The organism is Spartinivicinus marinus (assembly GCF_026309355.1).
GTDB classification, from domain to species: Bacteria; Pseudomonadota; Gammaproteobacteria; order Pseudomonadales; family Zooshikellaceae; genus Spartinivicinus; species Spartinivicinus marinus.
Window position 1 is genome coordinate 4,096,814 of record NZ_JAPJZK010000001.1, and the last position, 23,441, is coordinate 4,120,254.

A 23,441-nucleotide genomic window follows, 5' to 3' on the forward strand; every position below is an offset into this window, starting at 1 on the left:
GCTTTCCGATGAGCAAAAAACGTCTGTGAGTATAACTTGATAATCATATATTATTTGAGTATAGGAAGTGTTTGTCACTATCTAAAAGCAACCTTTGGTATTAAATACAGTACTAGTGGTATGACCGGTTTTCTGTGCCAGCTAATCCCAATGTACAGGCTCAAGAAGAGTTTCTTGAGCAATATAATCAATTAATGAAGACAAAGTAGGTTGATGAAGTACTTGATACGATGCTCCCGACTGTACTGTACAGAAGCCGCGTATAGCTGGATTAAGAAAGGGCAAGAAAAAACAAAGTCGAATACAGGTCGATCTTGCTACAATATTCATGGTGTGATGAGAGCAGAAACCCTGGAAACGATTGCTCTATTTAATGAAGACAATATCAATTTAGATTCAACCATTTATCTTTTTAACTATTTGAAAAGGTATCTACAGGCTCAGACGATTTACGTGATAGTGGATAGTGCAAGGTATTATTACTCTGCCACCATGTAAGACAGGCTGAACAAGTCGAGGATAAAACTAGTACTAGTATTCCTAAAAGCCTATTCACTGGAATTAAATTTAATATAACGTTTATGGGGAGTGTGCAGAAATTATATTTTATAAAGTCTCTATTATGATAAATTTTATACATTAAAAAAGTCTGTAAAAGTTTCTCTCGAAGTCAGGATAAGTGCTATGATGAGATTTTTTCAATCATGGGTAATGGATTAGCTGAGCTTGTAGATTAGTTATTCTGCTACACCTAAAAATTATAGCTAGACTCATACAGTTTGCCTTGTTTGAGTGCTTAAAAAATTACTTACACCCTCACCACCAAATAATTTAAATGATAATAGGTGAGTGAGGGTGCTGTAAATATATAGTAAAAATAGTATTTTATGTGGCGTATTTTATATTCCAGTCTATTTTTTTGTAAGATAAATTAAATTTATCTATATTATGAAAATCTTTGTTGTCTGGCATAATCACGGTGACTATTTCATAAAAAGAGTGGCAGTTATAAGGGATTCCTAAACAAGCTAAACAAATAGAAGTAATTATTAAATCAAGGTTTTGATCATGATTTTTGTATAAAGAGGTTATTAGATTTTTTACTCTATGTGAAGTTCCGCTTGGTCCGGAAAGTAGGCCTAATTTACTATCATAGGCAGTTTTATAATACTTTTTTGCATGGGTATCTTTGTTATCTAAGACATTCATCAAATATCCTTCCATATAAGGATGGTTATCATCTTGATATTGAATGATTGGATTGCTTTGTAGTCTGTTACATTTTGCACATTTAGAGATAAATTTAAACCTAGTTCCATCTTTTTTGGGGTCTGTAGAGCTTTCAAGTCTATCATATATTTTTCCTGTATCATGTATAAAATTATTTTCATCGGAATTAAAATTTACGGAGTTTATTTTGAACTCACTATTAAAAGGGCGTGTAAAAATTTTTTCTCTATTTATGTATATGTGTTTCTTAATATAATCAGGTATTTGCCTCCAGTCTAAGTTCCATGGTTTTTCATCATAAGTTGCTTTTTTGAGTTCTTTGTAATAGAGTGGAGAGTTTTTGGAAATTTTTTCCTTTTGGGTGAAATCATTTTTATTTATATCTGCATATCTTGCAATGTAAAAGAAATTTTTAAGGAGGTTATTAGGCTCATCTATTCCTGAAAAGTCTTTGAAGCCACCCTCTTTAATTTTGTTATCAATAATTTTCTTTATTTTTATCCCTTTGTTTTCGGCATCACTTATAAATTTCCATGCAAATGAGTTTAAATAAGTGTTTTCTTGTAACTCTTGTGTTGTTTTTTTTTCATTGCTGTAGTTCTCATGTAACGATAAATAACTTGGGTCTGTAATATAGTTCATGGTTTTTCCCTGATCTTGGCTGAGTTTTATATATCTCTTTTAAAATTGATTTTTATTGCTTGGTGTTTCAACTAAAGCTAATCTGCTTATTTGTTTATAATTAATATTATTTGATCTAGTTTTTTGTTTCTTTTGATGGTTTATGTTTTAAAATATAGGGGTGGTATATTGCTTTTTGCTAGTAGTTAAAAGGTCGGTTGGATTGGTGCTGTTAGGTTATAAATGGAAGAAAAATTTTACATACATAGTATGCTTTATTTAACTTCCATTATATTTTTTTAGTTAGAAATTAAGACGCTCCTAAGTTTCAGCAGCTATTACAGCTGCAGGTTTTATTTTGCACTCAACTCTAATGCCCCAATGATTCTTATATTCAGTGGTTATTTTTTGGTTTAAATTTACTCTCCATAGATTTATTTTAACATCTGTATCTGATTTGATATCAAAGTCTGCTGAAATATTAATTTCAAAAGTATATTCTGCTATTGTCATTGGATCTGTGCCAGTAGACATAGCAGCTTGAGCAACTCTTGCTGCTCCCGCAAAAGCAACTATATAACCTGATAATTCTACAGCATTAGCCATTGTGATCTCTCCTTGAAAATGATTTTTTTTATTACTTTCAAACATGCAGTTAAATGTATAGCAAGGTATATCAAATAAATCTTGTTAAGATATATAATGTTTTATAATAGTCTGAATGTTTGATTAGTATTAAGTTTTATTTGTAAAAATAGATAAACTATCTGTAGTGCTATTGTTAAGCTATAATACTGTTATTGCGTTTGGAAAAGAGGGTATGCTCTATTTGGTAATAAATACGCAATAATTTATTAAGTATAATGAAATGACTGTTTAAATAATATTGTAAAAGAAAGGTTTTATAAGAAGTAAATAGTAGAATAGAATTCATAGGTAGGGGTGATTATGAAAAAGAAAGATAATACATCTGATGCAGGTAAACGTAGTAATAGAATAAAACGTGAGCTGCATGAAATACTATATGCACTTTATGGTACTTTAAGAAATGCTAATAATTTAATGGAAAAATCAGGTAAGGAATATCGTTACAACATAGATCGGGTTGAAATTGAGTTACCAATTCGAATGGAGTATGTCTCTGAAGAGCAAAAACGAAAACATGAAGATATTGATGGAGATGGAGAGGGAGATATGGATTTTCCTACTGGGTTTAAAGTTAGCCTTCCAGAAGAGAATGATGTGAGTGAAACGCTTAGTGATGACTTAATTATGGAAAAAAAGCTAAATGCGGAGTTTGGTCGAATAAAAATATTATTTAATCGTGATCGTTGTATAACAAGTGGATAGAAATATATTAATTATAAAAATGAGGATAGTAATGTGAATGATATGTGCAATATGAAAAAAACAAAAACTACATGCTGTAAAGGTTTATCACTTTATTATGGATATCGACCAACAACAAATATTGAAAAAGAAGAGTCAACCGCTAACCATCTTTGTATAGCCTGTGATAAGAAAGGTCAATATATAACGGGCGATATAGGGCCAAAACGAACGTGTGGAGAACTGTTGTATTATAAAGCAGCCTTACGCTGTCGCTGTGGTTTTATGAATTATGTTTATGTCATTGTTAATGATCTTAAAGAGCAACAAAAAAAAGGTGTGCTTTCAAGTGATGATGCGATAGTTAAAGCTCAAACAGAGGATGTTTTACCGCAGTGGGAAACAGAAGAACTATTACAGCGAGCCTCTGCTGCAGCTCATCATAAAAACTTTAAACTCTCTAGAGCAATGGTGGATAAATGTTTGGAAATTACGCCAAAACATCCAGCTGCATGGTATAACTTAGGTTGGTTAGCAACCAATGATGGGAACTATCCCGCGGCAATTGAAGCTTATCAAAAAGCGCAGGCATTAAGTGATGACTTCCCCAGTGCAGCCCTCAACTTGGGGCATATTTACCAAGAATTAGGCAAATATCAAGATGCCATCGACGCATTCACTCAGTTCCTGGATAAGTATCCAAAACATGCTGTTGCTAGCCGTTGTGTCAGGGAGTGTAAAAAAAAGATGGGAGAGTGATTTTATAAGTGTAGATGCGATTTTATCCCCTTCGTATTCTTATAAAAATAGAAGGGGAGTTATTTAATATCAACTATAGCACGATTTCCCTAGTTCACTATATGTTCTATCTTTACCTTTGAATTAACTCTTTGCGAACATATCTTATACGATTTTGAGGACCATGTCCGGCATACTCCGTATAAGTTAAAAATATTGCCTTGCATTTTTTGCAAGATCTAATATAGGATTCATGATATGGGTAATAATGAATTGCTATAGGAGCATTCTCGCTCCAATAATTCGTATCGCCTGGGTGGTATTCTGTATAGGCATTTTTTTTATAGAGTCTTCAGCGAAAGAAAATTAACCGACTAAGTCTAATTTATCTTCCATATTTTTTTTAAATGAGCTCCAAGCTAACTGTGGGGTTTAGCTCATAATTAGATTGGTCTGACCAAGAAGGTTCAGAAAAAACTGAGAGTTGCCTGTTACTATTATTAACCTTTACTGAACATTTTTGATAACTATCATAGTTCTTTAATTCACCTTCCGGCCATATTTTAGAGCAAGAACAATTTCTTAAATTTTTATAAATTTTCTGAGCAGCACTAACACTACCATGCTTCATACTCAGAAAATCTTTTCTTGATACAGTTATACTAGAATTTCTAAACGCAAATAAGATTTTCTCAAGTATTGCTTTATGTAATTCTTCATTTATACCTTGCGCTAATAGCAACTGGATATCTTTACTCACTATTAGGCTCCTTCTTTGTGGAACTAGATGGCTTTTTGGTAGATTTTAAAGGTATTACCCAAGAGTCATCCCAGGTGTCTGTGGTCATTAGAAACTGATTGTAGCCTCCTGTACCTGCACCGGGGTATGCTTCTGTATTTGGTTCCCAGCCAACGTCGTGAGTATTACCAAAAGGCCTTGGTACTTTAGCCGAGGTGACTGCCTTAGTCGGAACACGAACAAGAACATTTGGCTCTCCCCAGTGATCAAATACTTTAGCTTTATCCATAACAGTTCCAGATTACTATACTCAAGGTTTTATATTGTGCGTGATGAATCATGCAGGCGAAAGTAGTAAATATCCATAAGATAGTCTCTATGCCCATATTCATTGATATAAATTTCTTCGCCGGCGGGGCCGCTGACAACTGCAGTTTATAAACCTTTTAAATGTAGTTTAGTTTGCTGACTTTCAGTATGAATGAAACATGAGTCAGCTCCAATGAACTTATCTGTAAATAGAGTGCATTATTCATTACACTTAAGGTAATTGAACGTAGGATAACTAATCATGTTGAAGCAATTTACATTGCTGCCTTGGCTTTCTCTTACAGTCGTGCTTAGCGCTGGATGTAATGCAGAAAGTGAGGATATCACTCAAAATGAAGATGTTAAAAAGCTGATTAAACATACCTTGGATAATATGGTGTTTGTTAAGGGGGGCTCTTTCATGATGGGGGATTTTGGTCTTGTGGAAAATGGCAAGCGTTATAGAATCACAGCCTACCCTGATGATGATTTTGTGCATAAAGTAACTCTAGATAGCTTCTATATGTATAAATATGAGGCCAATAATTGGGAAATGAAGATCTTTAAAAAATATAATCCAATTGGATGGGAATTACCAAAGTTCAGCAAGGCACATGCGGAAGATTACAAACCTGCTCATCTTCTGCTATGGACAGAGGCTAAAGCCTATTGTGATTGGTTGGGTAAACTGACAAAACTCCCTTTTGATTTACCAACTGAAGCCCAGTGGGAGTATGCTGCTCGTAGTCGAGGGCAAGAGCATCCATTTGCTACAGCAACGGGCCAGTTTGATAAAACAGGTAAGCTCAATGAGCCTGTTGTTAAGGGGGATGATTTTGATTTAAACAACAGGTTTCTAGTGAATGAGCATTATCCGCCAAACCAATTAGGTTTATATAATATGATGGGCAGCGTGGGGGAATGGGTAAAGGACTATTATGCTGCCGATTACTATGAGTACTCTCCTGAACATAACCCCCAAGGACCTAAGGAAGGCGATAAGCATGCTTGGCGAAGTGGTATGGAAGGGAATAGTTTCAAAAATGATAATATAGGCAGGGGATCGCAAGGTGACTATGAAAAAAGCCTACTTAATCCAAGTGGCCCTTCAAGACGGTCCATAGGTGTTCGCTGTGTCATAAACTATCAAGATAAGTTACCTTAAGCATATTGACCTTTATTAGAGCCATCTAAAAACATACTTCGTATAGCATACAATTGCTGTCTTCTTATTTCATCAACAGGTTTGGGAGACCAAGGTCTACTATGTTGTTGCATTGGCTTCTTTCTGTTAAAGAGAAGTTTATTTCCAATGAATCATTTATAAGTAGTGGATTCAACTAATAAATGCCACTCAGCGTTGTCGGAGCCTTATTATTGTCAATGCCAATATCACATGTTGGCGATTGCACCAAGAAGGATTTTATGAACACAGAGGCTTGAGTCACCATTGAAAGATAATCTGTATTTTAGGATGATTACTATAGATCTATTCTATGCTATAGTGAATCTTACTAGTGTGATTATAGATAGTTAATAAAAATAATGACTAATAAAGCTAAATATTTAGCCGCAGGCTGTGGTCTTATTACACTAGCATGTGTATTAATCTATGGTTGCTACTATATATACAATTATTCCACTTATCTTTACTTTAATGGTATAAAGACTACAGGTGTTGTTATAGATTACCAGACCTATAAACGAATCTCTATTGAACCTAAAGACCTGGATACTTATTATCCAGTTGTAGAGTATACGTCAGATCGTGGTGTAGAAATTACTGCTACTAATAAGACAGGCTCTAGTGAGCAACCTTACTCTATAGATTCTAAAGTGGAAATCTACTATAACCCATTTAATCCGCGAGAGCTCATAATTTATTCATTTGTTGACTTATTTCTAGCTATTATTGGTTTGAGTTTTGGGGCTGTAGTTCTAATTACTATTGGTGGAATATTAATGGGCGGTTCTCGGAAATATAAAAATCAGCATTAAATTATTTCTTAGTGTTTGTAACCACTTAAATAAAAATCTTACTTGTTAAATAAAAAAAATTAACTTGCCTTGATATTTAGCAATTGAACATTCTAAACTGTATTGTGGGGTACCTCTGGTACGTTTGCTTATCAGCAAGTTACGTAATATTTCAGATTTGTCTAAACTTTTATTGATATCTAGTTCAAAGTCAGGTTTGATGTAAATACTATACACTTTGCCACCTACGTGAGGGGTAAGGACAAATTCGTGATTTTCTATTTCCATTTTCTCTAGGCCTGTACTCATAAATGTTGACTTAAAAATATTTATTTGTTGCCTAAAATTTTTCTCAAATTCTTCGTTGTAAGCCTGAGAGAATATTTTTTTTCTTATGTAAAATAAGTTAGCAAATGACTCCAAATCTTTATTTTCGATCAAACTTACTGCATGAAGAGCAAATGCTATGGCTTCTTGTTGTGTCACGGGTGAAAGCTGGCTTAATACGGGTGTTATGTCAAAACCCTGGTAGGGAAATTTTATGATATACTGATATGTTTCCTGATCTTTGATTTTAGTTAATTCGTTAGGTCTTACTGATTGCTGAAAAATAACAACTTTTTTAGCATCATCATACTTAGGGAATTTGCTGTATATGTGTATGTTTATAGTCTCGTTAAGAAAATCAGCAATAGGTCCACTAGGGGATATTTCCAGTTTTATTTGATTTTCTCCTTTGACAAGTAGCTCATTAAATGGCATTTTCAGCCCACTTCGTTGCAAAGTTCTTAAATGCGTAAAAAGCAGGCCATTGACCTGAATAGTAATTAAAGAATTTTGGGCGGTAATATCCAATACTAAATGCTCTTTCATTGGAGCTTGTTTCCTTATAATAAAGCCGTTCTCATATTCGTAGTAGGATATAAAGTAACCGATACCACCTGTTATCCCTAGCATTACTAACCCGAGGATGATAAGTGAAAGGTTCCTTGGTATAAATTTTTTCATAATACTTATGTTTACTCTGAGTGTATTTATAGCATAGGATATCCTGCTTAAGAATTGCAGTTAAGTTACGGTTAATTTGATTACAAACAGTAAACAAATTATTTATACTTTTATTAAGTCATGATAGTTGAAGGTGAAGTAGATAAGGCTAAACTTGTTATGAAAAGGGTTATTGATTAGGTGATGAAGCAACCATTAACTGGCTTTCTTTGGATTAGTATTGTGCTTTTAGTTATTATTGGCACAGGATGTTCTAAAGAATTGAGTCGTGCAGAGCTGAAAGAACGCATCAATGAACTGTTGGAAAGGGCTGATGCCAATATGGTATTTGTTGAAGGGGGCTCCTTTATTATGGGTAATCAACCACCCAACTATAAAGAACTTGTCCCTACCTTAGTAAATAATGCCCACCAACATAAGGTAACTCTTAGTGATTACTATATAAGCAAATATGAAACCACTTTGGTGGATTTCCAAATTTTTGCACAAGCTACTAATAACTATATTGCTGAAATTAACACAGAAAAAATTAAAGGACGCTCCCCTAAATCACCAATTAACCGTGTTTCATGGGAAGATGCGAATAACTATTGTCAATGGTTAGCGGACTTAACAGGTAAACCATATCGGCTTCCGACTGAAGCTGAATGGGAATACGCTGCTCGTAGCCGAGGGCAAGATGTAAAATATGCAACAGATGATAATACCCTAAAGCCGGCTATTAACACTGAACCTATAGAATTCTTATCTTGGGCTGCGTCAGTAGACGCATACTTGCCGAACCCCCTAGGGATTTACGGAATGGAAAGTGGTTATGCTGAATGGGTGAGCGATTGGTATAGCAGCGATTATTTCTTTCATTCTCCAGAAAAAGATCCTCAAGGGCCTGCTGAGGGCACTGAAAAAGTAATCAGAGGTGCGCATAAAAATAGAGACCAAACTTTTAAATACCTTTATAAAAGAAAAAGTATGGAGCCTATACCACGTGACCACAGTTTTATTGGCTTTCGGTGTGCTCAATCTGCAATTTAGTTTTTAATGTTTTCTAAGATTCATACTCCTGATTTTACTCAGTTTTTAGCAAGCTTATCAGCATTAATAGCTGCTTGATCTTCATAGTTTTTTAAGATTTTTTTGTATTGAGTATTAATATAATTATAAAATTCGTCTTGATCTACATAATCTCGCTCCCAATCCCGCTCACCCATTTTGTCTAAATCTTCATTGACCTTTTGAGCGATCAGTTTAATGGTTTGTTTGTCAGTTAGCATATAGGGATGATTAATAATTGGTTCTACTAAAGCATCAACAATATCTTTGGTTGTAATTTCAGTGAATTTTATACTATTAAATCCTAACCACACATCTTCCTTTATATATTTTTTACCTACTTTAATGTTCCACCAGTCAGTTAATTGCTCCTCAAATATTTTTTTTATTTCTTGAGACGGAGTAAAAGAAGGATTATATTCTTGAGGTTTGTCTGGCCAGTTGAATTCAGCAATATCTTTAGGTGGGATGAAATCTTCTTCAAAATCAAACTTAAGTAAGCCTGAGTCTTTACCAGTACTGATTGAAACTTCAAGTTTACCCTTTACCCCTGTCCAAATTAGTTTGCCTTTAATATGAAAAAAGGGGTCATTGCCTGGTGCTAAAATAGCATTAATTGGTATCTCAAAGCCTGAACTAAAACATCCTTCTACTTTAAAGTACTCCTTAGCCTGTGCACGAAAGCCTATTGAAAACTCAACAGCACCCTTGAATAGAATATCTTTTTTAACTTTTTTGTAATTAAGGTCCGGCTCATCAAAAACAATTAGATCGGTGGCGCTTACTTCTCCTGTAGCTTTTAAATAAAGTTGTATACCAACATCATCTGAAATAGAGGCTCCTATCCCCACTTCTAGCTCTATTTTGATAAACTTCAAACTAATGCCAAACTCAAAATAAGTATATACTCTATGATCTTTTTGGTGCTCTTTTTCATGCCATTTAGCATGAATACCCCCTTCCATAAAGCCTAATGACATTTTAACGTAGACTCCCCATTTAGGCTTTATCGATAGAATAACACTTTGTACATATCCAACTATATTTAAAATATTTTTGGCTGCTACGATCACTTGATACAAGTTATGTAGACTATTAAGAGTAACGGTTTGATTGTTACATTTTAATTCAACTCCTGGTGGAAAATTATATTTAACTTCGCGTGAAATGCTTTCCCCTGCTCCTTCGGATGAGGAACTAGAAGGGGGAGAGCTAGTATCCGTTGTAGTTGTTTGATGGGATTGAGTTCCAGTGTTGGCTGAGGAATCTGTAGCCACATTCGCTTCTAGCTCATGACTACTGCTGCTACTGGAACTTGTTTGAGTTTGTTGACTTTGTTCATCAGTTGAAGGAGTGGTTGTGGTGGAAGAACTCGTCGTTGGGCTTGTAGATTGTACTACAGTGTCGGAGCTATCTGTTGCTGTCTGAATTTGTTGGTTTGCAGTATTAGCTGTAGAGCTAGATGTAGTACTCGTTGATGAGTCTGTTTGAGTGTTTGAACCTCCAGTGTTTGGTGAAGTATTAGTTATAGAACTAGCTGTGGTACTACTTGTTGAGTTTGCCTCATTGGAGCCTGTGGCTGTCTGAGATTGCTGGTTTCCTCCACTTACTGTAGTTGGCTGGGTATTATTAGTTTCTTCACCATCTGGTGCTCTTTGTCGAGTTCGAGACACTGTTGTGGATCGTGTTCCGCTTCTTCTATTACGATATACTTCGTATTCATCTGCTTCTGATGGTCGTACTGAGCCAAAACTTTTTCTACCGGTTTCAACACTTTTCCAGGCAGGGAAACCAATCTTTAACTCCCATACATCTGGGCTATGTACTTTTATTGGTATAGCTCCAAGGCAGTCACCGTATAGTAAGTAGTTCTCAATTGGCGGGTTAATCATTTTACTCAGGCCTATTAAATTAAGCGACTCAAATGATGCTATAGAAAAAGACTGGGTATAAGGAACTTCTTTTTGGAAATGACTCCCTCCATGGTCAGCTCCTTTTTTTTTGATAATCTCTTTATCTAAGTAAATAGCTTTAGGTACGTAGGATCCTTTCAACCATATATTAATTTTATCACAATAATGGCCATCTTTATTTTGGTCTTTTTCTTTGTTGCCAGGTACAATCGCATAATAGGGTGGTTTTTTCTCATAAATTCTTAAGTTATGTTGGCAACCAATTTTAATTTGGCATTTTGCTTTGCAAGGCAAACAGTCTTCTTGAGTTTTTTGATTGGTAGTCTTATTTTGAGTTACTTCACTTTCTAAAGGGTTAGCTTGTTCTCGGTTGTCAATTTTCTGGGAAATCTCATTAATAGGCTTAGAATCATTTTTAACTAAATCTGGATGCGTATTTTTGATTTGCTTGTCTGATTCTGCAGCTTCTATTTTTGGACCTTTGGGGGTACTAGGTACTTTATCTGGTTGAGGGTTAACCTTTTTTATTTTGGGATGAGGGTTGCTTGCTGATACTGAATCAGTATCGAATTCTACTGCCTCTACTGGAATAATTACTTTGCTGCCAGCAGGTAGGGTCGTTGCATTCGATAGATGTTTATTATAGTTCAAAATATCATCTACGGTTGTATCATATTTGGCAGCTATACTGCTTAAGTCATCACCATGACGTGTAGTATGTAATTGCATTGTTATGATTTCTTTTACTTATACAGAGGTTTTGTGTTATACATGAGATTCAACCAGTTGATTAAAATAATGATATAGAGTATTTCGATAGGTTGTATCCCTGTCGGAAAAATAACTAATTGCCAAATAATGTCTTTCTCGGTCAATCAACTGGTTGCCATAATATTGATACATCGCTTGCATTGCTTGATATGCTTGTTCTCGGTAAGGTAGTAATTGTTGATAAGCTTGCATAAAAACAAGCCGAAGATTACTGTCAAAATCATTGAATGGGTCTATAGCACGACGACTTATTTTTGTGTATTGATAAATTTTATCATACGCCAAACACCGCATGGGATTAATTGGGTAGTTAGGATGCTCATAAACCAATGCGGCGTAGTTTTCCAGATAATTGATTTTTTCTTGTTCTGAAAGTTGATCATTAAGAAGTAAATTATTTTCCATTTGGGAAAAGGTTTCATCTGGAAGGTGCTCACCAAACTCGGTCATCACCTGGATTAGTTTAATGACCTGTTCTGTATTGAAAATTTGATAAGATTCTGCTTTCTTCAACCAGTATTCAATTAGTGCGGTTAATTGAACGTCGCTGGTTAAAGCAAAATTTTTATTTTCTTGAACTAAACGGACAAAAATGATTTTTATCACTTTATTATGGTGGATAGCTTGTAAATGCTGCCACTGACCATCACTCAAATGATACCAAGGCCTTTCCTCTGGTATTTGACCATTCCATGCTTCTGTATTGTGCCAAATATGCCAGCCATCAATTTCAGTGCCTGCTGAATCTAATGTAAGTAGTTGTTCTATGGGGCCTAACAACTGGCTTTTCTCTAATTCACTGCTACCTGCCATCAGTTGCTTAAATACCCTTGAGCGGTAAGCAAAAAATAACACTTCTTTACCACTATCTGGTATTGTCGTATACAGCAGACTTTGCCAGTGACTGACCAGTGTTGATAGGGGATGTTGGCTAAACAGAATTAACCAGCTTTCGTCATCAGTGGGTTCTTGTAGTAAAAAGCTTAAAAAGGGGGAATTTGACTTAATTTCAACTAAACAAGGTGTTTTTTCTATAACGGCTTCAAGAATTGTTTCTTTGTATATAGGATAAAAAGTTGGGTCACCTTCGGTGTCGTATATTTTTTCAAGAATATTCTCTATTACTGCGCCATCAGCTAATACATAACAATTTTGGCCTACGCTTTGTTGTTGCTCAATATATGATTGAATATTCATAATAACTTAAAAACTTAGGTTAAGTTACAGTCTTTACACTCTTCTTGTAATTGGCAGTCTTCTGCTGTTGATGGCACCGATGATGTGGCACTAAGTGCCGCCAGTAGACCTTTTATCGTGCCAACAGGCAAAGACAAACTAAAACTCCCATGCCCCACCTTGCCACTCTTTATCGTCGATTTAGGCGATACAAACACCCCGGCGGCATTGACCTTTATAAAAGATCCACCTGCGGTGACGGTGGCTTCGTTGCCGGCTTCGATAACCATTTTCATGCTGGCTTGGAATCGTTGTTCGGTGCCAGTTTTTTCGGTGTGTATACTGGCGGTTTTTAGTTGGTATTGCTGGCCGCTGGTGATGTTTTCGGATTGACCGATTTGGCGATTGGCTAGTTGGTCTTTTTTACGGTGGTGTTCGCCTTTGATGGTTTCATAGCGGGATGCATCGACGATTAAGTGGCGGTTAGCTTGGATTTGTTCTCGCTGGACATGTTTAACGGTTAAATTCCAATTTTTTTCACCATGAAAAAAAACTTGCTCTTGACCTTTTTTATCTTCATAGCGAATTTCATTAAAACCATCACCACCTAATGAGCTTTGGCTTTTTAGTGTTAGCCGGGTTTTATTGGGGGGTAACTTATAAGGTGGTTTGTTATTGGCGTGATAAATTCTAGAAAGGGCGATGGGGTGGTCGGGGTCACCATTGATAAAATCCAGCATTAATTCTTGGCCTAGGCGGGGCAGGGTGAGTTGTCCCCATTGTGGGCCGGTCCAATTATGAATGACTCGTACCCATTTTGATGTGTTTTCATCATTTTGGCCTTGGCGGTCCCACTGAAATTGGATTTAAGAGACTATCTTATGGTTATTTATTATTTTTGTCGCAGCTTCACTCGTTTAACAGCAAGGCAAAGTGTGCAGTGAATAGCCATCTATTCTTAAACACTTTAACGAAGCTGTTGAACGAGTGAGTTGTGACCCGAAGGGCCTGCTGCATTATTACCTACAACTATATTGATCATCGATTAGTTCAGAATCACTAAACTATACTCAAGGTTTTATATTGTGTGTGATGAATCATGCAGGCGAAAGTAGTAAATATCCATAAGATAGTCTCTATGCCCATATTCATTGATATAAATTTCTTCGCCGGCAGGGCCGCTGACAGCTGCAGTTTATAAACCTTTTAAATGTAGTTTAGTTTGCTGACTTTCAGTATGAATGAAACATGAGTCAGCTCCAATGAACTTATCTGTAAATAGAGTGCATTATTCATTACACTTAAGGTAATTGAACGTAGGATAACAAATCATGTTGAATAAATTTACATTGCTGCTTTAGTCCTTCGCCTACCTTACTAACTTTTCATTAAACAAACAGCATCATTTGACCTTTATACTTAACTACAGCAGTTTTTAAAGAATAGACACCATCAAAATGTTTTCCTGTAGTACTTATTATTGGTGTTAGCGAACTTCGATCAAGAGGTAACAAAGTGTCTATTTCTAGTTCTGGCTTTAGATAAACATTACAAATTCGTGAGTCTAAAGTAAAGTCGAGGTAGAGTTGATGGTCTTTAACTGTTGGACTTATTAAATTAGCTGCTAATACATTGCTTTTGAGAAAACTAGTAAAAAAACTCAAATTACTATTAAATTCTTCCCCATAAGCTGTAGCATAAATTTGGCTTCTTACATAGAAAAGCTGTAATAGAGCATCTAGTTGTTTTTCTTTAATTAACTTTAGTAAGTAATGAGTAAACTGAGTAACTTCATTTTTGGTTAATGGAGATAAATTGGTTAGCCAGGGACCAATATTGAATAAGTTATAGTCAAATTTTACGGAAAATAAAAACTCATTATTTTCATTTTTAAATAGGTTCATCGGTGTAATGGTCGATTCTTTGACCACATTTTTATCATCAGACTTTGGTTGGTTTAACTCAACTTTCAAGTATGTATCAGCTTTAAGAAAATCGATAAGATTATTGTTAGGAAGCAATATCAGTTGAATAGAATTATTACCTGATACCAATAGTTGATTTATAGGCTTCTTAAATTCACTGCGATTTATTGTATGGTTGTAACCACAATATAAACCATTTATATAGACAGTAAAATTTGTATCTTCGCTAGATATATCAAGAGTTAGATAGGGCTTCATTATTAATACCGCTGAGATAGATCTACCACAATTATAGTACAACTATTAGTAATGAACAGCGTTTTAACTTATGAAAGTCAGCTTTCTTTACACTTCTCTAGTGAGGAACCCCTGAGAGATTAGAGCAAGCAGTAAATTATTGTTTGTTATTCTGGGCTATTAGATCAATAATGTTGTGGTGCCCTTTATCTCTAGCCCAATCCAGAGCTGTTTTCCCCTGATTATCTTTTGTATCAAGTTTGACTCCCTTTTTTATAAGTAATTTAATAATCGAAGGGGTGTTATATTTGGCTGCAATGATTAGTGAGGTTTGGTCATCTAAGTTTTTAGCTTCAAGATTAGCACCTAATTCAATTAATAGTTCGGCCGCTGCTAGTCGTTTGTATTGAATGACAGCCATCAATGCTGTTCTACCATAGTTATCTTGTGCATCTATGTTTGCTCCCCGTTCTATAAGTAATTTAACACTTTCAAGGTTGTTATTGAGTGCTGCTATCATAAGTGGGCGTAGTCCAAAGGTACTGTTAGCTTCAATATCAGCACCTTTATCAAGTAACAAACTGATTACTGCAGGAAAGTTTTTCTTGGCTGCTATCATAAGTGGGGTGAAGCTTTCCTTATTTTTTGCTTCTAAGTTTGCACCCTTACTAATTAATAACTCAATAACAGGTATAACTGGCTTTCTGACTGCGAACATTAATGGTGTTGCTCCTTGCTGATCTGTAGTTTCAATATTAGCGCCATGGGCAAGTAGTAATTTAACAATATCAACAATTTCATCTATCCAACTTTGTATAACCGCAATAGTAAGAGGCGTTCTTCCATGACTATCTTTTGCTTCAAGATTGACTCCTTTATCGATTAATGGTTTAACCAGATCGATTTCCAGGTTTTTTATAGCAATCATAAGGGGTGTAAACCCATCTTCATCTGTTATATGAGTATTGACACCTTTAGTAATAAGTAATTTAGCAATTGAAGTGCTTTTATTCTCAATTGCTGACATTAAAATGTAGCTATTAAAGTCGTCTTTTACATCAGGGCTTGCACCATACTCAAGTAAATAAGCTACTGTATCCAGGTGATTGTTCTTTACAGCATGTGTTAATGCTGTTCTATTATCACGATCTTTTGCTTCAATATTTGCACCATTGACTAGTAATTCTTTAACAATATCAAGATAGCCATGCTTAGCCGCTAAAATAAGGGGCGTTGAGTCATCTTTATGAATACCAGTGGCATTAATATCCCTACCTTGTTTAAGTAATGCTTTTACTTGTTCAAGGTTACCTGCTTCAGTAGCCTCTAATAGACTTAAGTTATTATTAGTGGCCTTGACTAAAGAGGTATAGCAAGCTAATAGGAGCAATAACAGAGCTATTATCACATTATTCATAGCTACAAGCTTATAATTGTTAGGTTATTGTACTTGGCAGGTTGATGCGTCACTAACTACAATAATAATAGTAGATTTTTAAGTATAGTAGTAGTTGCAGGTATTGTCATGGGTATATATAGCATTTTGTTTTTTTTGGTTTGGATTATATTAAGTACTTTAAATAGTACTGTTTTAGCTAAAGAATATACACCTGAGGAATTAGAGCAAGCAGTCAAAGATTTGGCTGAGCGTGCAGAAGTTAATATGGTGTTTATTAAAGGAGGTGAGTTTTGGATGGGAGATCAGGATCCTAATGATCCTAATATCAGTAGTAGTGAGCTATCTAGAGTAAAACATCGAGTAAAGCTCGATGATTTTTATTTAGGTGAATTTGAAGTAACATTTGAAGAGTTTTATATTTTTATTAAAGTTAATTCTATAAAAGATGTAGATGAAGAAACAACTAACTATGTTATTGAAAAATTCTCCCCTAAAGTTCCAGCATTTTACGTTAGTTGGAATAATGCTAACGATTATTGTAATTGGTTAGCTGACCTAACAAGTAAACCCTTTAGACTTCCTACTGAAGCTGAATGGGAATATGCTGCACGTAATAGAGGTAAGGATATTAATTATTCAACAAATGATGGAACTTTAAAAGTGGATATAAATACGGATTTATATACTTTAGAAACTTATAAGGAACTACCTGAACCTGTAGGCCATTATCCACCAAATCCATTAGGATTGTATGGTATGGAAGGAGGTGTTAGTGAATGGGTTAATGACTGGTTTGATAAAAACTACTTTGAAAATTCACCATTACATAACCCAGAAGGACCAAAAAATGGTAAAAATAAAGTATACAGAGGTAATAAGATAGGTAATAACCCTAAGTTAATATATTTATATAATAGGAGGTCAGCACCTGTAGATACTGGTGAGCTGGTATTTGTGGGTTTCAGGTGTGCAATGTCATCATTATAATATCTTACTACTTAGTCACTAGAAAAGGAGTAACACTAATAGCCTGAAAAATTATCTAACTAATTATTTGTTTTTTATTGTTTGTTATAAGTCTATAAATGTACTGTTCTATAATAGACTGATTTTACTTAAGTCATATTCAAACTATACATTTTTATAAGAATTATAATGGTATAGTATCATTGTTTTTGCTTTAAATATTGTATGGTAATGAAAGTGTTTATTGTTTTTTTACTTTTTTTGTAACTCATCTTTTATTTTTTTAGCCTGATCTGTATAATTTTCTTGAAGCATATAGGGGTAGTCCTTAGTTATGAATACATAATATGAAATATTACTAACAACATTGCCAACGCTATTTTCCTCAAAATACTCATTGATCTGTTGAATAAGTAATATGATCGATTTCTTGTCTTTCTTTAAGTATTTGTTAGTTTTGAATGGTTCTATTAGGTCTTCAGCTATTGTATCTGTTGTCCTATACTTATTTTTTCCGAAAGACTCTATTTTTACGCATCCCCAGCTATTAAGCTTATCTTTGAATATTCTTTTTATTTCGTTTTTTGAAATATCATCTGGACTATATTTCATAGTAGCATCAAATGTTGGCCATTTGATGTTAGCAATATTTTGTTCTTCAATAAATTTCTTTTCTAAATCTACCTCAAAATCCCCAATATCACCAATATTAAGAACTATATTAATTTTTCCTGTTATGCCAGTCCATTCAACTGGTAAAACTGTCATTAACCAATTTCGTTGTGTTGGTGATTTTACGTTTGGAGTGATGGTGCAACTGCCTTTTGCTCTAATTCCTGAGCAAACAATAGCTTCTAATGTTAAATATTCCTTAAGTTCTGCTCGTAAACCAGCTTCGACTTCAAGCTTACCATTAATCTCTAATTCACAAGTACTGTCTTCACTTGGTTTTTCTTCTGTTTTCCAAATCATCCCTCCTTTGGTAGAAATTCCTCCACCTATTTTTAAATAAAGTTGAGCACCAATATCCCCGTTATAACTAATTCCTATTCCTGCTTCCAGACTAAGACTAATAATCTGTAAACATAGAGCCAACTCAAAAAAGTTATAAACTTTATGGGATTTTTCACACTCCTGACGATGCCATTTAGCCTCCACTCCGCCTTTCATTAGTGAAAAGTTAGCTTTTATATAAAGACCAAACTTAGGGCCTGAAGTTAATTTATCGAATGCAGCGAAAACCTCTTCAAGTTTAGCGCCTACAAAAATAATGGCCTCTAATGCATTGAGTGCATCAATTGTTATTTTTTTTCCATTACAAATTAATGAGATTCCCAAGGGAAAATTAAATTTTGGATCATTTTCTTCTACTGAAATAGGATCACCTTCTTCACTGCCTCGATCCTCTGTTTGATGAATCAAGTTTCCCTTCTCATCAACTGGTCTACCCTTTTTATCAGTTCTTCTACCTTCTGAGTCATAAACTATTGCTTTTTGGTCCTCTTTCTTTTTTCGACCAAATGTAGCTTTTGAGGATTCCTCGATCATATTTCTTTTTTGGTCACTAAACAATATTCCAGAATTTTCGTTTTCAATTTTTGTGCTTCCATAGTGACGACGGCCTTTTTTATATTCTTTCCAGGCAGGAAAGCCTACCTTTAGTTCCCATTTATCTGGGTTGTGAACCCGAATGACAAACTCACTAAAACAATCACCCCTCACTTTGTATGTTTTGTACTCTGGATAAAAAGTTTTATAAATATATAGAAATTGTGTAATTATTTTATCTGCAGTGCCAGCAATTGTTTTCACTCCATAAAGAACTTCAAAAGTGAACTCTTTTACAGCCTGTGTTACTTTAGCTTTTACTTCTTTCTTAGTGCGTATATATTTAGGGCTTTTCTTTTTTTGTGAGATAGTTTCGCACTCATATTTTATCTTGTCAGGTGCTTTTTCTCCTTCAAGTGTAATAGTTATTTCATCATGATATAAGTTGTTCTTTACTTTATCAGCTATTACTGCATAATATTCTTTAGGTTTCTCTGTTAGTTTTTTTCTTTTTTCATGTGAACATTTAATGGTAAAACAGCAAGTCTCCATACATTTTTCACAAGGCTTTGTTGCGCTACTTTGAGTAGCTGTTTTTTCATCTGATTTGATTGTAGTGTCTTTTTGGGGCCCAGTAGTAGCTGTTTCTTTTGATTCAATCGGTTCTGGTTCCACAGGTGGCTCAAATTTACTAGCAGGTGAACCATACTTACCGCTTGCTGTATCAAACTTAGAAGTAGGCGAGCTAGGAGTAGAATCAAATTTTGAGTCTGGCCAACGAGCTTTAGTGCTTGATGTACTAGCTGATTGCTGTGTTTTAATCTGGCTTTCTTTATCTGCTGGTAATGAGGATTCGATTGTTGCAGTTTTGCTAGTGGTGGGAAGTTTACTTTGATCAGGTATTGGTGTAGCAACATCTCTTGTTGTTTTTGGAGTATCTGTCTTTAGTTCCCAGTCATTAACTTTACTCGGCTTAATAGGTTTTTGATTGGGTGTGATTTTTTCTATTTCTTCGATTGAGTGAGGTAATTCTGGCTGTTGAGTAGTAGTTGAAGGTATCCTTAGGTGAGTACAATTCAAACTTAATGGTTGTGTTGGGTCTAAAAATGGGTTGGCTTGGTGAAGCTCTTCAACTGAGATACAGTGTTCATGTGCAATTGATTCGAAGGTATCTCTTAGTTTTACTTTATATAGTTGCATGCGAGTTTATTATACTGAGTAGTATTATTCATTAGTTTGGTTAGTTAATAAAGCATAAAAATGAACAAGTGCAACTCGATATTTATCGAATTCGTGAGAAAAATAATTCACTGGTATATAGCGTTGTTGGCTATCGATAAGTTCACTTTGATAATATTGATATAAATACCCCATTGCCTGGAATGCTTGCTGCTTTTTATTGCGTATTTTCTGGTATGTGTTCATATATAATACTCGTTTACCCATATCCTGTTCGTCAAATGGCTTGATTGGCTTTATAGTTCCATCATATTCAAATAACATTTCATAGGTTATGCAACGTATTGGGTCAAAAGGTAATTCAGGGTTTTCATATACTAAGGCTGCATATTTTTCCAATAGCTGTACTTTCTCTTCACTATCATATTTTTTATTTTCTAATATTGCTGATTCTAGGTAGTTCAATTCTTTCTCAGGCATTGCTTGGCCAAATTGATTCATAACTTCAATGAGTCTGATAACTAGTTTTGTTTGCTCTATACCATATTCTGCAGCCTGGTCTATCCAAAACTGAATCATATTGTGCATTTGTATTTTAGTTAAATTGGTATAATCTTGATTTTTGGAAATAAGCTGATTAGCGATGGTTTCTTCTACTTTTATTCGATGTTCATCCAACAAACTTTGCCATTGGTTATTACTAAACTCATACCAAGGTAGATGTCCTGGAATATCACTATTCAGTGGTTCTGGGGTTAACCATAATACCCAGTCTGGTGCTAATACATTTTGGAATCGCTCGGAATGGTAATGGTTAGGTACAATTAGGTGTTCAACTGGGCCTAGTAGCTGACTTTTTTCCAGGTCATTACTTGATTGTAACAGTGGATTAATCACTCTTGGATCATAATAACGAAAAATAAGTTCTTCTGACTCAGGTGACTTTATATAGAAAATACTTTGTAAATAGAGTATTAATTTATCAAAGTGGCAATTACTATTCGTTGCTAAGAATATTCCCCAGTTTTTTGGCGCTTTATTTACCGTTAAAAAATTTAGTAGCTTTGAGCTTGGTGTGAGTGAAACTAAGTAGGGTGAAATTTCAATACATGCTTCTAGTTGGGTATTTTTGTATAGCGGAAAATATTTGGCCTCTGGGTCAATATCAAAAAGAATAGCTGTAAATTCACTGAATATAACGGTATCTATAACACCATACAGATTTAAATTGTTACTAAAGATATGTTGATTAAGGTAGTCTGTAATTTTCATGGGATGTTTGTTTGAGTATCAATTATAAACCACAATCCTCACATTCCTCTTTTAGTCGGCAGTCTTCCACTAATGGGGTGCCAGTCAGTGCTGCATTAGTCAATGCTGCTAAAACACCTCTAACCATGCCAACAGGCAAAGACAAACTAAAACTCCCATGCCCCACCTTGCCACTCTTTATCGTCGATTTAGGCGATACAAACACCCCGGCGGCATTGACCTTTATAAAAGATCCACCTGCGGTGACGGTGGCTTCGTTGCCGGCTTCGATAACCATTTTCATGCTGGCTTGAAATAGTTGTTCAGTGCCGGTTTTTTCGGTGTGTATACTGGTGGTTTTTAGTTGGTATTGTTGGCCGCTGGTGATGTTTTCGGATTGGCCGACTTGGCGATTAGCCAGTTGGTCTTTTTTTCGGTGGTGTTCGCCTTTGATGGTTTCATAGCGGGATGCATCGACGATTAAGTGGCGGTTAGCTTGGATTTGTTCTCGCTGGACATGTTTAACAATTAAATTCCAATTTTTTTCACCATGAAAAAAAACTTGCTCTTGACCTTTTTTATCTTCATAGCGAATTTCATTAAAACCATCACCACCTAATGAGCTTTGGCTTTTTAGTGTTAGCCGGGTTTTATTGGGGGGTAACTTATAAGGTGGTTTGTTATTGGCGTGATAAATTCTAGAAAGGGCGATGGGTTGGTCGGGGTCACCATTGATAAAGTCCAGCATTAATTCTTGGCCTAGGCGGGGCAGGGTGAGTTGTCCCCATTGTGGGCCGGTCCAATTATGAATGACTCGTACCCATTTTGATGTGTTTTCATCATTTTGGCCTTGGCGGTCCCACTGAAATTGGATTTTTATTTGCCCATATTCATTGGTATAAATTTCTTCGCCGGCAGGGCCGCTGACAATTGCCGTTTGTAAACCCTTTAAATGCAGTTTAGTTTGCTGGCTTTTTATTCGAAAGGGTTGTTCGGCAGGCATTGCTGTAAAGCTATTATGGTATTGGCTGCCTCTATTGGTAGTGGCTTCCTCTTCCTCTGCTTGAGGTTGTTCACCCACATGCTTGACTTGTTTTATAATAATTTCCTGATTAAGCCGCTTAGTGGGGTGTTGTTGGAGCTGCACGCGATAGCCGGCAATTAAGCGTACCGATGTGCTTTTGCCGACCATATTAACCTGGCTTGCCTGGTCTGCTTCTAGCTGTCGTTTGCTGTGTTTATTGCCTGCATCTGGACGAAGATATTGACCAGGGTAATGATAGCGCTCTAATTGTTGATAGTGTTCGGTATTTTGACTGACTTCCAGATCTAATCGTGGGTTAGTAAAGTCGTAGTCTCTTAGCGAGACTTTACCTATCCCCACAGCTCGCTTAAGTGAGAGACTAAAAGTTGTATCTTGTTCTGCAACCATGCTGGATTTTGCTTTAAATATGATGCTTTTGCCTTCAACAAAAGTAAATGCTGGCTTGCTGTCGCCAAAAATAAGCGTGTGGCGTTCTGCTTGATGTTCAAAATGAAAGTGAATGCCTTCTTCGGCCATTAGTCGGCAGATAAAATCGTAATCCGTTTCTTGGCTTTGCACACAATAAATACGAGGTTGATAGCTATTGGCTAAACGAAACTCGTAGTTTTCTCCACTGATATTGGCATTTTCCAATGCTTGCTTGATGATTTCTGGTGTAGTGAGCTGCTGAAAAATTTGGCTGGTCGCCCGAAATTTTAAAAACCAAAGTTTTGGTACAATTTGTAGTTGATAGCGACTAAAACGTCGACCGACGGTTAATTGTTTAAACTGACTCACTTCTCCATGAATAAACCGAGACTGCTGTTCGTCTAGCAATGTTAACAGAGCGGCTTGTTGATAGAGCTGTTTGAAGTCCAAGGCAGGATTTTCACAAACAACGAAAACATTGAAACTGTATGTATCAGATAAGTTTTCAGTACCAGAGAAAGAGACAACACGTAGCTCTTCCTTGCACCCTGATACTTTAATAGTGAATTGGCTTCTATTAGCGGCTACTGGCATACAACGACTTTGAGTTACGGCAGGTTAA

20 protein-coding genes are annotated in these 23,441 nt (G+C 35.5%); 7 read left to right on the forward strand and 13 right to left on the reverse strand.

Annotated elements, in window-relative coordinates; translation table 11 throughout:
• Positions 1 to 213: 213 nt before the first annotated feature.
• A complete protein-coding gene (locus tag OQE68_RS18615) occupies positions 214 to 498 on the forward strand; it encodes a hypothetical protein (RefSeq protein WP_180570424.1) in 285 nt (94 codons plus the stop codon).
• Positions 499 to 885: 387 nt separating this feature from the next.
• On the opposite strand, the gene OQE68_RS18620 is transcribed toward OQE68_RS18615, so the two are convergent.
• Together OQE68_RS18620 and OQE68_RS18625 are read right to left on the reverse strand one after the other, a co-directional pair.
• Complete coding sequence (locus OQE68_RS18620) at positions 886 to 1,872, reverse strand: hypothetical protein (protein WP_180570425.1); 987 nt, start codon at positions 1,870 to 1,872, stop codon at positions 886 to 888.
• Positions 1,873 to 2,172: 300 nt separating this feature from the next.
• Positions 2,173 to 2,457: a hypothetical protein gene (locus OQE68_RS18625; RefSeq protein WP_180570426.1), complete on the reverse strand. Its 285-nt coding sequence runs from the start codon at positions 2,455 to 2,457 to the stop codon at positions 2,173 to 2,175.
• Positions 2,458 to 2,799: 342 nt separating this feature from the next.
• Here OQE68_RS18625 and OQE68_RS18630 point away from each other — a divergent pair, with 342 nt between their 5' ends.
• Positions 2,800 to 3,201 (forward strand): hypothetical protein, encoded by a 402-nt coding sequence (locus OQE68_RS18630; RefSeq protein WP_180570427.1) that lies wholly within the window; start codon positions 2,800 to 2,802, stop codon positions 3,199 to 3,201.
• Positions 3,202 to 3,252: 51 nt separating this feature from the next.
• Entirely contained in the window at positions 3,253 to 3,939 is a 687-nt protein-coding gene (locus OQE68_RS18635; RefSeq protein ID WP_180570428.1) for a tetratricopeptide repeat protein, read from the forward strand.
• A gap of 382 nt (positions 3,940 to 4,321) precedes the next feature.
• On the opposite strand, the gene OQE68_RS18640 is transcribed toward OQE68_RS18635, so the two are convergent.
• Positions 4,322 to 4,678 carry a hypothetical protein gene (locus OQE68_RS18640; RefSeq protein WP_180570429.1) on the reverse strand — a complete coding sequence of 119 codons (357 nt, stop codon included), beginning with the start codon at positions 4,676 to 4,678 and terminating at the stop codon, positions 4,322 to 4,324.
• Positions 4,671 to 4,946, reverse strand: a complete 276-nt coding sequence (locus OQE68_RS18645) for a hypothetical protein (protein ID WP_180570430.1) — start codon at positions 4,944 to 4,946, stop codon at positions 4,671 to 4,673. Before OQE68_RS18645 ends, OQE68_RS18640 begins: the two co-directional genes overlap by 8 nt.
• Positions 4,947 to 5,228: 282 nt before the next feature.
• Between OQE68_RS18645 and OQE68_RS18650 the strand changes: the two genes are divergently transcribed.
• On the forward strand, positions 5,229 to 6,131 hold the full coding sequence (locus OQE68_RS18650; protein ID WP_180571710.1) for a formylglycine-generating enzyme family protein: 903 nt from the start codon (positions 5,229 to 5,231) through the stop codon (positions 6,129 to 6,131).
• 380 nt (positions 6,132 to 6,511) lie between these two features.
• On the forward strand, positions 6,512 to 6,964 hold the full coding sequence (locus OQE68_RS18655; protein ID WP_180571711.1) for a DUF3592 domain-containing protein: 453 nt from the start codon (positions 6,512 to 6,514) through the stop codon (positions 6,962 to 6,964).
• Positions 6,965 to 7,009: 45 nt separating this feature from the next.
• Here the strand turns inward: OQE68_RS18655 and OQE68_RS18660 are convergent, their stop codons facing one another.
• Positions 7,010 to 7,951, reverse strand: coding sequence for a hypothetical protein (locus OQE68_RS18660; RefSeq protein ID WP_266195773.1), 942 nt, complete (start codon positions 7,949 to 7,951; stop codon positions 7,010 to 7,012).
• 183 nt (positions 7,952 to 8,134) lie between these two features.
• Between OQE68_RS18660 and OQE68_RS18665 the strand changes: the two genes are divergently transcribed.
• A complete protein-coding gene (locus tag OQE68_RS18665) occupies positions 8,135 to 8,983 on the forward strand; it encodes a formylglycine-generating enzyme family protein (protein ID WP_180571713.1) in 849 nt (282 codons plus the stop codon).
• A gap of 38 nt (positions 8,984 to 9,021) precedes the next feature.
• Here the strand turns inward: OQE68_RS18665 and OQE68_RS18670 are convergent, their stop codons facing one another.
• The 5 genes from OQE68_RS18670 to OQE68_RS18690 all read right to left on the reverse strand — a co-directional run bounded on the left by OQE68_RS18670 (position 9,022) and on the right by OQE68_RS18690 (position 16,440).
• Complete coding sequence (locus tag OQE68_RS18670; protein WP_266195774.1) at positions 9,022 to 11,643, reverse strand: LysM peptidoglycan-binding domain-containing protein; 2,622 nt, start codon at positions 11,641 to 11,643, stop codon at positions 9,022 to 9,024.
• 36 nt (positions 11,644 to 11,679) lie between these two features.
• On the reverse strand, positions 11,680 to 12,882 hold the full coding sequence (locus OQE68_RS18675) for a DUF4123 domain-containing protein (protein WP_180571731.1): 1,203 nt from the start codon (positions 12,880 to 12,882) through the stop codon (positions 11,680 to 11,682).
• Between the two features lie 14 nt (positions 12,883 to 12,896).
• Positions 12,897 to 13,727 carry a type VI secretion system Vgr family protein gene (locus OQE68_RS18680; RefSeq protein WP_266195892.1) on the reverse strand — a complete coding sequence of 277 codons (831 nt, stop codon included), beginning with the start codon at positions 13,725 to 13,727 and terminating at the stop codon, positions 12,897 to 12,899.
• A 522-nt stretch (positions 13,728 to 14,249) separates the two neighbouring features.
• Positions 14,250 to 15,044 carry a hypothetical protein gene (locus tag OQE68_RS18685; RefSeq protein WP_180571473.1) on the reverse strand — a complete coding sequence of 265 codons (795 nt, stop codon included), beginning with the start codon at positions 15,042 to 15,044 and terminating at the stop codon, positions 14,250 to 14,252.
• Positions 15,045 to 15,180: 136 nt separating this feature from the next.
• Positions 15,181 to 16,440 carry an ankyrin repeat domain-containing protein gene (locus OQE68_RS18690; RefSeq protein ID WP_180571472.1) on the reverse strand — a complete coding sequence of 420 codons (1,260 nt, stop codon included), beginning with the start codon at positions 16,438 to 16,440 and terminating at the stop codon, positions 15,181 to 15,183.
• Positions 16,441 to 16,548: 108 nt separating this feature from the next.
• Here OQE68_RS18690 and OQE68_RS18695 point away from each other — a divergent pair, with 108 nt between their 5' ends.
• The gene (locus tag OQE68_RS18695; RefSeq protein WP_180571471.1) at positions 16,549 to 17,409 is read left to right on the forward strand and encodes a formylglycine-generating enzyme family protein; all 861 of its coding nucleotides are present in this window, start codon (positions 16,549 to 16,551) and stop codon (positions 17,407 to 17,409) included.
• A gap of 231 nt (positions 17,410 to 17,640) precedes the next feature.
• On the opposite strand, the gene OQE68_RS18700 is transcribed toward OQE68_RS18695, so the two are convergent.
• Genes OQE68_RS18700 through OQE68_RS18710 form a run of 3 tightly spaced genes read right to left on the reverse strand, consistent with a single transcriptional unit; the run spans position 17,641 to position 23,413 of the window.
• A complete protein-coding gene (locus OQE68_RS18700; RefSeq protein WP_180571470.1) occupies positions 17,641 to 20,136 on the reverse strand; it encodes a LysM peptidoglycan-binding domain-containing protein in 2,496 nt (831 codons plus the stop codon).
• A 24-nt stretch (positions 20,137 to 20,160) separates the two neighbouring features.
• A complete protein-coding gene (locus OQE68_RS18705) occupies positions 20,161 to 21,387 on the reverse strand; it encodes a DUF4123 domain-containing protein (protein ID WP_180571469.1) in 1,227 nt (408 codons plus the stop codon).
• A gap of 22 nt (positions 21,388 to 21,409) precedes the next feature.
• A complete protein-coding gene (locus OQE68_RS18710; RefSeq protein WP_266195775.1) occupies positions 21,410 to 23,413 on the reverse strand; it encodes a type VI secretion system Vgr family protein in 2,004 nt (667 codons plus the stop codon).
• Positions 23,414 to 23,441 lie beyond the last annotated feature (28 nt).